The 12,371-nt window shown below is 53.6% G+C and carries 9 protein-coding genes; 2 read left to right on the top strand and 7 right to left on the bottom strand.

What is annotated here, in order from left to right; genetic code table 11:
- Window positions 1-24: 24 nt before the first annotated feature.
- Window positions 25-1,524 (bottom strand): PTS transporter subunit EIIC, encoded by a 1,500-nt coding sequence (locus ACSEMK_RS21435; protein WP_087858733.1) that lies wholly within the window; start codon window positions 1,522-1,524, stop codon window positions 25-27.
- Window positions 1,525-1,890: 366 nt separating this feature from the next.
- Here ACSEMK_RS21435 and metF point away from each other — a divergent pair, with 366 nt between their 5' ends.
- The gene (gene metF, locus ACSEMK_RS21430; RefSeq protein ID WP_087858732.1) at window positions 1,891-2,778 is read left to right on the top strand and encodes a methylenetetrahydrofolate reductase; all 888 of its coding nucleotides are present in this window, start codon (window positions 1,891-1,893) and stop codon (window positions 2,776-2,778) included.
- A gap of 152 nt (window positions 2,779-2,930) precedes the next feature.
- Window positions 2,931-3,857, top strand: coding sequence for a DMT family transporter (locus ACSEMK_RS21425; protein ID WP_113374904.1), 927 nt, complete (start codon window positions 2,931-2,933; stop codon window positions 3,855-3,857).
- Window positions 3,858-3,901: 44 nt separating this feature from the next.
- Here ACSEMK_RS21425 and nagE read toward each other — a convergent pair whose 3' ends face one another.
- From nagE to ACSEMK_RS21395, 6 genes are all read right to left on the bottom strand, one after another.
- Window positions 3,902-5,914 carry an N-acetylglucosamine-specific PTS transporter subunit IIBC gene (gene nagE / locus ACSEMK_RS21420; protein ID WP_308958614.1) on the bottom strand — a complete coding sequence of 671 codons (2,013 nt, stop codon included), beginning with the start codon at window positions 5,912-5,914 and terminating at the stop codon, window positions 3,902-3,904.
- 261 nt (window positions 5,915-6,175) lie between these two features.
- The gene (nagA, locus tag ACSEMK_RS21415) at window positions 6,176-7,318 is read right to left on the bottom strand and encodes an N-acetylglucosamine-6-phosphate deacetylase (protein WP_430915439.1); all 1,143 of its coding nucleotides are present in this window, start codon (window positions 7,316-7,318) and stop codon (window positions 6,176-6,178) included.
- A 10-nt stretch (window positions 7,319-7,328) separates the two neighbouring features.
- Window positions 7,329-8,066 carry a glucosamine-6-phosphate deaminase gene (gene nagB / locus ACSEMK_RS21410; RefSeq protein WP_213317841.1) on the bottom strand — a complete coding sequence of 246 codons (738 nt, stop codon included), beginning with the start codon at window positions 8,064-8,066 and terminating at the stop codon, window positions 7,329-7,331.
- A gap of 8 nt (window positions 8,067-8,074) precedes the next feature.
- Window positions 8,075-8,989: a glycyl-radical enzyme activating protein gene (locus ACSEMK_RS21405; RefSeq protein WP_430915438.1), complete on the bottom strand. Its 915-nt coding sequence runs from the start codon at window positions 8,987-8,989 to the stop codon at window positions 8,075-8,077.
- A gap of 13 nt (window positions 8,990-9,002) precedes the next feature.
- On the bottom strand, window positions 9,003-11,426 hold the full coding sequence (locus tag ACSEMK_RS21400; protein WP_430915437.1) for a glycyl radical protein: 2,424 nt from the start codon (window positions 11,424-11,426) through the stop codon (window positions 9,003-9,005).
- A 158-nt stretch (window positions 11,427-11,584) separates the two neighbouring features.
- Window positions 11,585-12,334 carry a DeoR/GlpR family DNA-binding transcription regulator gene (locus ACSEMK_RS21395; RefSeq protein WP_113374910.1) on the bottom strand — a complete coding sequence of 250 codons (750 nt, stop codon included), beginning with the start codon at window positions 12,332-12,334 and terminating at the stop codon, window positions 11,585-11,587.
- Between the last annotated feature and the right edge of the window lie 37 nt (window positions 12,335-12,371).

The raw sequence follows: 12,371 nt of genomic DNA, 5'->3' as shown, positions 1-12,371 counted from the left end.
CTTCCACACCATAACATCTTCTGCTTATTTGCCAATCATCCCCGACATGGTTTGGGCGATAAATTGCGCCCTGGCGCCAAAAATTATCTGGATACCGTTATCACCGACGAAGACTACGCCGCGCGCGCCGATACTGTTGAGGCCGTCTTTATCTACCGCATCGCGTTCGGCAACCTCCAGACGCAAGCGGGTGATGCAGGCGCCAACCGAGTCGATATTCTGCGAACCGCCGAGAAGGCTGACAATTTCGGTTGCCAGTTCGGTGTCGGTTTTATCATTGGCCGTTACGGTGATATCGGTACGTCCCGGCGTTTTCACATCGAAGCGGCGGATCACGAAACGGAAGGTGAAATAATAAATCAGCGCCATCGGCACGCCAACAATCACCGCGCTGAGGAAGTTTGTCTGATAGCCGTTCATGGAAGGCAAAATACCGAAGGAGATATAGTCGATAAGCCCGGCGGAGAACGACTTGGCGATATGCGCGTGCAGCAGGTACATGGTCATGTACGAGAGCCCCGCCATAATGGCGTTAAAGACGTACAGAATCGGCGCCACGAAGATAAAGGTGAATTCGACGGGTTCGGTGATGCCGGTCAGGAAGCAGGTCAGCGCGGCGGAGAAGAGAATACCGGCCGCGATTTTTTTATTTTTAGTATGCGCTTCGTGATACATCGCCAGACAGGCGGCCGGCAGAGCGAACAGCATCAGCGGGAATTCACCCTGCATAAATTTGCCGGCGTTTTGATAACTGTCGGTGCTAAAGGATTTCACCCCTTCTTCCAGCATCTTAAACCAGATGGTCTGGTCGCCGTGGATCATCTGGCCCGCCTGGGTGGTGTAATCGCCAAAAGAATACCAGAAGGAAGGGTACCAGATGTGGTGTAGGCCAAGCGGGATCAGCGCGCGTTCAACGAGGCCGAAAATAAAGGTTGAGGCGGCCTGGTTATCGCCGTTAATCACCATCGACAGGGAATCAATACCGGCCTGGATATGCTGCCAGACGTAAGGTAGCAGCAGGCCGAGGATGAACGACAAGAAGGCGGTGGCGATCGCCACGAAGCGCTTACCGGAGAAGAAGCCGAGGAATTCCGGTAATTGCAACGTATGGAAGCGGTTATAACACCAGGCGGCGAGGATCCCGCAGATTAGCCCGCCGAATACCCCCATCTGTAACGTCGGGATGCCGACCACCATCGCGTATTTCCCGCCCTGTGCGGCCATTTCCGGCGTGATACCGAGCACGGTACCGATGGTGATGTTGGTGACGAAAACGGAGACCGCCGCCGATAGCGCGGCGATACCGGATTCTGACGCCAGGCCGACCGCGGAGCCGATAGCGAAGAGCATCGGTAGGTTATCGAAAATAATACCGCCGGCATTCATCATCAGCGGTAAATGGAATTTGTCCCCAAAGGCCAACAGCAAGCCGGCGGCCGGGAGGAGCGAAATCGGCAGCATTAAGGCGCGGCCGATCATCGACAGTTTTGATAATGATTTTATGAACCCTGACCACAGACTCATGCTGATTACCCCGAATAGATATTATTGGCGATGATATGTTAAGTAGAACGTTCTACTAGAACGTTCTACTTAATGTGGATCAAGGTTGACGTTGCTGCAATAGTAATCGGCGTGCCAAGGGGGGAGATGTGCGATTTTTTGAACTACTTCAAATTACGTTGTGGACAAAATCTTAAAACAACGCCAGGGCGCGCCTGGCCTGACGCCAGATGAACTTTTTTCACTTTGACTGAAAATTCCTCACTGTTTACGCAGATTTTTCTATTGACGCCCGCCCGCTTTTCCGTCATTTTTACATCTGGACGTCTAAACGTATAGAAGTTCGCAACACGACTGATAAATATAATGCGATTGATGAGGTAAGGTATGAGCTTTTTTCACGCCAATCAGCGGGAAGCCCTGAATCAGAGCCTGGCGGAAGTCCAGGGCCAGATTAATGTGTCCTTTGAATTCTTTCCGCCGCGTACCAGTGAAATGGAGCAAACCCTGTGGAAATCCATCGATCGCTTAAGCAGCCTGAAGCCGAAGTTTGTTTCCGTCACCTACGGGGCGAACTCCGGCGAGCGCGACCGCACCCACAGCATTATTAAAGGCATTAAAGACCGCACCGGTCTGGAAGCGGCGCCGCACCTGACCTGTATCGACGCCAGCCGCGATGAACTGCGCGCGATTGCCCAGGATTACTGGAACAACGGTATTCGCCATATCGTCGCGCTGCGCGGCGACCTGCCGCCGGGTAGCGGCAAGCCGGAGATGTACGCCGCCGATCTGGTCACGCTGCTGAAAGAAGTGGGTGACTTCGACATTTCCGTCGCTGCCTATCCGGAAGTCCATCCGGAAGCCAAAAGCGCGCAGGCCGATCTGTTAAACCTGAAACGTAAAGTAGAAGCCGGCGCTAATCGCGCGATCACTCAGTTCTTTTTTGATGTCGAAAGCTACCTGCGTTTCCGTGACCGCTGCGTCTCCGCCGGTATCGACGTGGAAATTATTCCGGGCATTCTGCCGGTCTCTAACTTCAAGCAGGCGAAGAAATTTGCCGATATGACGAACGTGCGTATTCCGACCTGGATGTCGAAAATGTTCGAAGGACTGGATAACGATGCCGAAACGCGCCAGCTGGTAGGGGCGAATATCGCCATGGACATGGTGAAAATTTTAAGCCGGGAAGGGGTAAAAGATTTCCACTTCTATACCCTGAATCGCGCCGAAATGAGCTACGCCATCTGTCATACCCTGGGCGTGCGTCCGGCGTAATCACCTGCTTTACCTCTTGTTTCATCCTTATCGGGGCGGTGAACTGCAATTCACCGCCCCCCTTTTTTAGCACGAAAAGTGCGCTCTGCCATTAAGCAACCTGCCGCCAAAGCGAGTATAGTGCCCGCAAAAATAATGACGGTGGAGAAGTTATGACGGTTGCAAGGAACAGCAATCTCCTGGCCGGTTGCGGCCTCGTCCTGCTGACGCTTATCTGGAGCTACAGCTGGATTGCGATGAAACAGGTAACGCTCTATATCGGCGCCTTCGATTTTACCGCGCTGCGCTGTATCTTCGGCGCGATTGTACTGATGGCGGTGCTGGCGCTGCGCGGGCGCGGCATGCGGCCGACGCCGTTTGGCTATACCCTGGCGATTGCGCTGCTGCAAACCTGCGGCATGGTCGGCCTGGCGCAGTGGGCGCTGATGAGCGGCGGCGCCGGTAAAGTCGCTATTCTCAGCTACACCATGCCGTTCTGGGTGGTTATCATGGCGGCGCTATTTTTAGGCGAGCGCATGCGGCGGCTGCAGTATGCCGCTATCGTCCTGGCGGCGTGTGGTCTACTGCTGGTGCTGCAGCCGTGGCAGTTGGATTTCTCCTCGATGAAAAGCGCGCTGCTGGCGATCCTCTCCGGCATCAGTTGGGGAGCGAGCGCCATTGTCGCTAAACGCATGTATCGGCGCTATCCGCGCCTCGATTTACTATCATTAACCGCCTGGCAGATGCTATATGCCGCGCTGGTGATGAGCGTGGTGGCGTGGCTGGTGCCGCAGCGCAGTATTGACTGGCAGCCTGGGGTTTTTTGGGCGCTTGGCTATAGCGCGATCCTGGCTACGGCGGTGGCCTGGAGCCTGTGGCTGTATGTCCTGCGTAACCTGCCTGCCAGCGTCGCCGGCCTGAGTACGCTGGCGGTACCGGTCTGCGGCGTGCTGTTTTCCTGGTGGCTGCTGGGTGAAAATCCGGGGCTGGTGGAAGGCGCCGGCATTGTGCTGATTGTCGCTGCGCTGGCGATTATCAGCCTTAAAAAGCGCCACGCTCAGGGGCAATCTGTTGAGCGGCCGGCGACGGCGGCAAAATAATCATTCAATGTGGCCGCAGGGCGCGGCCACATTGTCTATTAATTTTATCCCTTGATGTGGTACAGCGGTTCTCCTGCTTTCACCTGACCCTGCGCTTTGATTTCCAGCTGCGCGAACTCCTCTATATTGCTGCAGAGCACCGGGCTTACCATCGAACGCACGTTAGCTTCGAGGTACACGAGATCCATTTCGAGAATCGGCTGACCTGCGACAACGGTAGCGCCTTCTTCCGCCAGCCGGGTAAAGCCCTGACCCGCCAGCGCAACGGTATCAATCCCCATATGCACCACGATCTCAGCGCCATCTTCGGTTTCAAGACAGAAGGCATGATTAGTGTTGAAAATCTTGATGAGAGTACCCGCCGCGGGTGAAACCACAATCTTGCTGGCCGGCAGGATGGCGACACCATCGCCGACGGCGCCGCTGGCAAAAGCTTCATCTGGGACGTGCTTCAGCGCGATCAGCTCACCGCTTACCGGTGCGACGAGCTCGATAACTCGCAATGCATTCGCTGCCTTGCGTGGACTGTTGTGGGCCTGCGCGGTGACGCTGGGTAGCGCCTGCGCGGCATCGACATGGCCCGCTGTTTTCATGGCGGTGGCGATTTTTTCCGCCACGAAGCCAACGATTATCTGCACGTTGCTGGCGTTGAGGCGAATGACCCCGCTGGCGCCGAGGCGGCGAGCCAGCGCTTCATCGACCAGCGTTGCATCCTTAACGCCAAGGCGCAGGCGGGTGATGCAGGCGTCGATATTGGTGAGATTATCGGAACCGCCGATGGCGGCAATGTACTGGCGCGCCAGCGCGCTGATATCCTGCTGTTTTGCGGCGCTCAGGTTTACATCTTCGCCGTCGGCGGCGCTGCCGGCAACGGCCAGCTCGCGGCCCGGCGTCAGCAGGTTGAAGCGGGTGATGGTGAAGCGGAAAACCAGATAATAAATCGCGAAGTACACTAGTCCCATGGGGATAAGCAGATACCAGTGGGTTGCCAGCGGATTGCGTGATGCCAGTACCATATCGACCAGACCGGCGCTGAAGCCGAATCCGGCAATCCAGTGCATGCTGGCGGCGATGAAGACGGAAACGCCGGTTAAAAAGGCGTGGATGACGTACAGCGCCGGGGCCACGAACATGAAGGAAAATTCCAGCGGTTCGGTAATGCCGGTGAAGAAGGCAGCAAACGCGCCAGCCATCATAATCCCCATCACTTTCGCTCTATTTTCCGCGCGGGCGCATTGGTACATGGCCAGCGCCGCGCCCGGCAGACCGAACATCATGACCGGGAAAAAGCCCGCCTGATAACGACCGGTAATACCGACCACCGCTTTACCGGAGGCGATGGACTGCGCGCCGCCGAGGAAATTAGGGATGTCGTTAATCCCAGCGACGTCGAACCAGAATACCGAGTTCAGGGCGTGATGAAGGCCGACCGGGATGAGCATGCGGTTGAAAAAAGCATAGATCCCCGCGCCTAATGAACCCAGTTTCTGTATATGTTCACCGAAGCTAACTAGTCCGCTAAAGACCACCGGCCAGATGAACATCAGGACAAACGCCACGACAATCATGGTAAATGAAGTGAGGATCGGCACCAGACGACGTCCGCTGAAGAACGAGAGCGCTTTCGGTAACTCCGTGCTGCTAAAGCGATTATAGAGTTCAGCCGAAATAATGCCGACCATGATGCCGATAAACTGATTTTTAATCTTCGCAAAGGCCGCAGGCACCTGCTCGATTGGGATCTGTTGGATCATGGCGACAGCTGCTGGCGAACAGAGCGTGGTTAATACCAGAAAGCCGACAAACCCGGCCAGCGCGGCGGCGCCGTCTTTATCTTTCGACATGCCGTAAGCTACCCCGACGGCAAACAGGACGCCCATATTATCGATAATGGCTGAACCGGACTGAATACACAGTGCCGCCAGCGCGTTAGAACTGCCCCAGCCGTTGGGATCGATCCAGTAACCGATGCCCATTAAAATGGCGGCGGCAGGTAAAGTGGCGACGGGCACCATCAATGCCCGGCCAACTTTTTGTAGATAACCCAAAATATTCATATGAATTCCCTTAAAATAATAAATCCTGAAACCGCATGTAATAAAGCGACTGACCTGTATAACGATGGGCAGTTAAATTTAATTAGGCTTATTTTTTATTGTGGATTAGTTTTAAAGGATTTCAGGAGGTGTTTAATGTTAGCCAGGTCGCATTTTAATAAATATTAAAAAGGACTTAGGCTATTAATAAATAGAAGGAATGACAAAGCAGCGGTTATTTTTCAATAACCGCCATTGTTAAATGATATGGAGATGAATTAATTAATTTATTGACCAGGCTACCGTACCGCGACAATAGGTTGTATTCACCTGATAATTATCTTCAAGTACAACAATATCGGCATCGTATCCGCGCTGTAATTTCCCTTTTCGACTATCAAAACCTAATAACCGTGCCGGGTTAATGGTGCAGGATTTTAACGCTGCGCTAAACGGCACCATTGCTCTTTCGACCATATTATATAAGCCGCGATTGAGCTGTAGCGTGCTGCCGACCAGGACGCCGTTATCCCGCCGGGTCGCGCCATCATCGCCAAGCACCATCGGTTCGCCGCCGAACATATAGCGCCCCGGAGGACAACCTTTCGCCTTCATCGAGTCGCTTATCATGATGATGTCATTATCATTTTTGCTACGATAAAGGTGGGCGGCGGAAACCAGGCTGACAAAAATACCATCGGCAATCACCTCGCCGTACAGGCCGTCAAGATTCAGGGCGGCGCCAAGCAGGCCGGGCTCGCGATTGACGTATTTCGCCATGCCGTTATACACGTGGGTGACATTTTTAGCGCCGTTGGCGACCGCCGCCAGCGCCTGCTCGAAAGAAGCATCCGAGTGACCCATATTGACCGCAATCCCTTTCTGCGCGCAGTAGCGGGTCAGCGCAAACTGATGGTCTTCTTCCGGGGCAAGGGTAATGGCGATAATGTGGTCGCGCGCCGCCTTTTCGAAAGCCTGAAACTGGGTGACATCGGCAGGGCGAATCTGTTTTTCCGGCTGCGCCCCGCGATAAAGCTGGCTCAGGAACGGGCCTTCGAGATGGATGCCCAGAATTTCCGCGCCGCTATATCCTTCGTCCATGACGCGGGAAATATTGTCCAGCGCCGCCAGTAGCGTCGCGTTTTCATCGGTAACGGTAGTCGGGCAAAAGGCGGTGACGCCTTCTTCCGGTAGGCGTGAGGTCCAACGGCGTAGCCCCTGCGGATCATTTTCGTTGGTGTCGTAATCCCAGGCGCCGTGCGCATGGCTATCGATAAGGCCGGGAATAATACGCCGTGCCCCGTAATCCTTATCCACGCGGGAGCTAAGCCCGGGAGTGATAGCGCTGATAAGTCCATCCTCAATGGTTATTTGCGCCGGATAAAAACCACCGGCCAGCCACACTCTTTCGCTCTGGATTATCATATGCTCACCTTTAGGCGCTGATAAGCGATGCCGCTTCACGGTCGCAAATGATGGTGACGTCCGCGTGCATCAATAGGAAGGAGGCAGGGAATTGCGGATCGATGCGCGTGCACTGGTGCAACTGCTTGATAACTTCGGCTTTTGATTGACCGTTAGCAATCAGCACAATCTTTTTGCTGCGCAAGATGGTGCCCATACCTAAAGTGATGGCCTGCCGGGGAACATCATCCTGGCTGGCGAAGAAGCGGGCATTCGCCGCAATGGTCTCTTCGTTAAGGTCGATGATATGGCATACCGGGCTATGGGTAGTATGGGGTTCATTGAAACCAATATGGCCATCGTGGCCAATGCCGAGAACGGTAATATCAAAATCGCCATGGCTTTGAATCAGACGTTCGTAGCGAACGCATTCGGCGTGCAGGTCGGGAGCCAGAATATCCGGTACAAAGGTATTTTCGTCAGCAATGTTGGCATGTTGATAGAAGTGCTGTTGCAGGAAATAATAATAACTTTGTGGATCGTTTTTGGCTAGTGGGATATATTCGTCGATATTAAACGAGAGGGCGCAGGAGAAATCGGCTTCGCCATCTTTCGCCATTCGACTCATTTCAGCCAGGAGGCCGACCGGAGTTCCGCCAGTCGGTAAGGCCATCACTAAATCCGGCTTTTTATTCAGCGCCTGGGCAATATGTTCTGCCGCCTGAGCGCTCATTTTTTCGTAGGTGTCGGTAATAATAAAGTTCAACATGTTAATCCTTAACCGCCAATGGTGGCTTTTAATCCAATATCTTCAGCGTATTGTTTAATTTGTTCCGTGACTTCGCGTTGGCATGTCGGAATGTTGTGTAGAAAATAGGGCATACCAAGCTTTTGATATTTCCCGATGCCATAAATATGGTATTCGAGAATATCAACCTGTAAAACCGCCGGACCGAGTTTACGAATAAAGTCGAGACGCTGGCGAATATCCTCAGGATCGTCGTTACGCGTCGGCACGATCACCATGCGCGCGAGGATCGGCTTGCCCATAGCGGCGATCGCTTTGGCATTATCGAGGATCCGCCGATTGTCTACGCCGGTACAGGCAAGATGAGTCTCGGGGTTGAAAGCTTTAAAGTCGTAAGAGACCAGATCGACCGTTTCAATCAGCGGGCGCAGCTTTTCCCAGCGGATATTGCCTGCAGTATCGAGACATACGTGTACGCCCTGCGCTTTCAATATTTGCGCTGTTTCTTTGACGAACTCCGCCTGCAGCGCCGGCTCGCCGCCGGAAAAGGTCACGCCGCCTGCGCTTGAGTCGTAAAATGTTTTGTCGCGCAGTAGTAATTCCGCCAACTCGTGCGAGGTCATCTCTTTAGCGACTTTTTCATAGCCGTCGTAGGGACAGAGATCGACCATATCCAGCAAATTGTTGCAATTTCTACGGTCTATATTGACGCCATTGCCCGGTTCAGCAAGGGTAATGGCGTGGTTGTTCGCCGCCTGTACGCAGGTACCGCACTGGCGGCAGCGTTCTTTAAACCAGAAAACGTTGTGGCCTGGCCCGATGGTTTCCGGATTCGCGCACCACTGGCAGCGCAGGTTGCACTGTTGCATAAAGACGGTGCTGCGTATTCCTGGGCCATCTTTGGTGGAATAACGTTGAATTCGGGAAATCAGGCCAGTTCTCATCGCGTTTCCTCTCTTACCAGCTCAGTTCGGTGCGCGCGATAATCGCATCCTGCGCTTCCGGCATCAGCGTTGAGAACAGCGCGCAATACCCGGCAACGCGCACCATCAGATTCGGGTAATCCTGCGGATTCGCCTTTGCGGCGCGCAGAATATTGGAATCAATGATGTTGAACTGGTTATGGAAGATGTTTTTCTCACGGCTGGCTTCCATAAAGGCGGTAAATTTCTCCAGATTATCATCGCCTTCCAGCGCGCTTGGCGTGAACTTCATGTTCAGCAACTGGCCGCCGGCGATTTTCTGGTTCGGCAGTTTCGCAACCGAGTTAATGACCGCCGTCGGGCCTTCTTTATCCGCGCCGAGGCACGGAGAGGCGCCTTCGTTCAGCGGTAGTGTTGCCAGGCGACCATCCGGCGTGGCGCCGACGTCAAAACCATTCGGCACGTATGAAGTAATATTAGAGGTCGACATGGTATAGCCGCAGCCTTTCGGCCCCTTACCATAGCGATCGGTTTTGTATTTCGGCAGCAGTTTGAGATAGGACTCGAATACATCGGCGACGATATGATCGACATAGTCGATATCGTTACCAAACTTCGGCGCATTGCGGCACAGTTTGCGCACGCGCGCGCCTTCCAGACCTGCAAAGTTGCTATCCATGGCGTCGCGCAGCTGTTGAAGCGTCAGGACCTTATCGTCGAAGACCAGCTTTTTCACTGCCGCCAGGCTGTCGCCGACTACGGAAGGGCCGATGTTGGAGGAACTCACGAAATCATATTCCGCGCCGCCGTTTTTCAACGTCTTACCGCGTTCAAGTGAACAGTTAATCGTGGCGGAGGCAAAGGCATCGGCATCGTGATATTTCAGCGCCCGGTCGCAGACCAGATCGCAATCTACCGCCAGATCGGAGTAAAACTCCAGTAGCTGGTTCCATGCCGCCCATACTTCATCATAAGACTGATAGTTTATCTCGCGGCCTTCTTTACCGTTGATTTTAACTAACTGCACGCCGGTTGCCGGATCGCAGCCGTTGTTCATCACCAGCTCAAGGATTTTGCCAAAGTTCACGTAGGTCATGCCGGTGGCGCGATGCCCCCAGCGGCCTGGGATCGCGGTTTCTACGCAACCCATTGAAGCGTATTCGCGGGCGACTTCTTCCGTCAGGCCCAGCGTCATCATGGCAGGGATAACCACTTCGTCGCAGAAGATCGACGGCATACCGAAGCCTTTACGAATGAGCTTTGCAGAATCCTGCATCAGCGAATGCGGGGTATCTTTTGAGAAACGAACGCTGAGGTTTGGTTCCGGCAGGCCGGTTAGCGCCATAGCTTCCAGCGAAAGATAGGAAAGATCGTTAGTGCCGTCACTGCCATCAGGCTTCATGCCGCCAACCATCAGGTTGGAGTAAAGCGGATAGCCCCCGCTGTACTGAGTATGACCCCACGGGCGCACTTTATTCAGGCTGTTAGTCATGATGAAGAAGTGGGTCAGGATCTCCAGCGCTTTCTCTTTGCTGATCTTCCCGGCTTTGACATCGGCTTCGTAATACGGCCAGACGTACTGGTCGAAGCGGCCAAAGGAGAAAGAGTGGCCGTTGCTTTCAATCATCATCAGCAAATGGGTAAGGTAGACGGTTTCCACGGCTTCATAGAAGCTACTGGCTTTCCCTTCCATCAGATGGGCGAACATGTCGCTCATCGCCAGCAGTTCGTCGCGGCGTTTGGCATCGGAAACTCTCGCCGCTTCGGTTTTAGCAAGCGCGGAGAAGCGCTTGCAGTATTTCAGCGCGGCTTCCATGGTAATAATAACCGCCTGATAGAAATCTTTTTGCTCGTCGGTCAGGTTGTCGTCATTTTCCAGGTGCTGTTTGGCGATATCGCGCATACCGCCATAGCCAACTTCCAGTACGAAATCGTGGTTCGGGATGATATGGCCGTCGCCGGACATGCTGATGCCGCCGCGGTGCAGCACGCCCTGTTTTTCCGCGAGGCGGTTAATTTGCGGCAAGTTGGCAAGCACTTCATCCTGGTGGGTTTTTCCCTGCCAGTAATCCTGCAGGGCGCGCAGACGGGCCTTAGTGGACTCGGAAACGCGGAAACTATCACCGGAACGCTTATCAAATTCGTCCAGTTCATCGATAACCCAGTTAAAGGAGAATTCCGGGAACACCGGGGCGGCAAAATTGGCGCTCGCCTGGTTGCCGACAATCAGCATATCCGGTTCGATATAGATGGTCATTTTCTCCAGAATATCGGCTAACGCCAAAGCCCGGCGAATCACGATGGACTGGCCTTCGGAGCGTTTAAACGACTCGGTGATGATCTCTGCTCGTTCCGGACACAGCGTCGCTACGCGATGGAACATCTGATCCTGTTTTTTAGCGATACGCGCGAAGTCGCAATCGTCGTTGGTAGGTTTGAAGCTCAGTAATCCGTTCATAAAGACCTCAATTCTGGAGGGGGTATCGCTATTCCACGCCTGAGGTGTTCTTTTGTCAATCCATTTATGATCTTTTGTGTTCTATTTATCATTAATAAATCTAAAAAGAACATTTAGAAAAAACGGAAAAGAACAAACGCCCGTTGCCGGGCGTGAGGTTACGCTGCGCTGTCGGCCAACAGCAGCTCGGTTTTTTGCGCAGTCAGCAGGGAGAGGATGTCGGCAGGGAGGCCATCCTGACTAATAACGATGTCAAAATCGTCCAGTCGGGCATGCCCGGCAAGGAAAGTTTGCTCGAATTTACTTTTATCGGCGAGAAGGATTTTTTGTCGTCCGGCGCGTAACAGCGCCCGCTTGACGTGGGCATCGGTCATTTTAGGGACCGTTAGCTCGCCATGCTGGTTAATACCCTGGGTGCTGATAAAGACCTTATCGGCATGAATGGTGCTGAAAAACTCCGCGGTACTGAAAGAGATCATCCCCTGGGTATCATCTTCATATTCCCCCGGGGCGACGATTAGCTTGATGTTTTTTCGCCCCTTTAGCAGATTCACTACCGGTACTGAGTTAGTGATCACCATAATTTTTTTATCGAAAATAGATTGCGCCAGCGCCAGCAGCGTGGTCCCGCAGTCGATGATGATCGTGTCGCCGTCTTCAACCAGTTCTGCCGCTTTACGGCCAATCAGGTGTTTATCGTCAACCATCTGCACGGATTTAAGCTGGAAGCTTGGCTCGACGCTGGCGCCGCTGGTCAGATAGGCGCCGCCGTAGGTCGTTTTGACGATTCCCTGTTTTTCAAAGAATGACAGATCCCGACGGATAGTCATTTTGGTGACGCCGAATTTCTCGGCCAGTTCGTTCACAACGACTTTTTTGTCCTGCTGCAGAATGGCGTAAATGCTCATTCTTCTATCTGATGATTGCATAACAACGGTTCGCCCA

Source organism: Klebsiella sp. K-3 (assembly GCF_051207495.1).
Lineage (GTDB): Bacteria > Pseudomonadota > Gammaproteobacteria > Enterobacterales > Enterobacteriaceae > Klebsiella > Klebsiella aerogenes.
The sequence above is the reverse complement of the archived record's forward strand: the minus strand, read 5'-3'. Positions and strand labels throughout refer to the sequence as shown.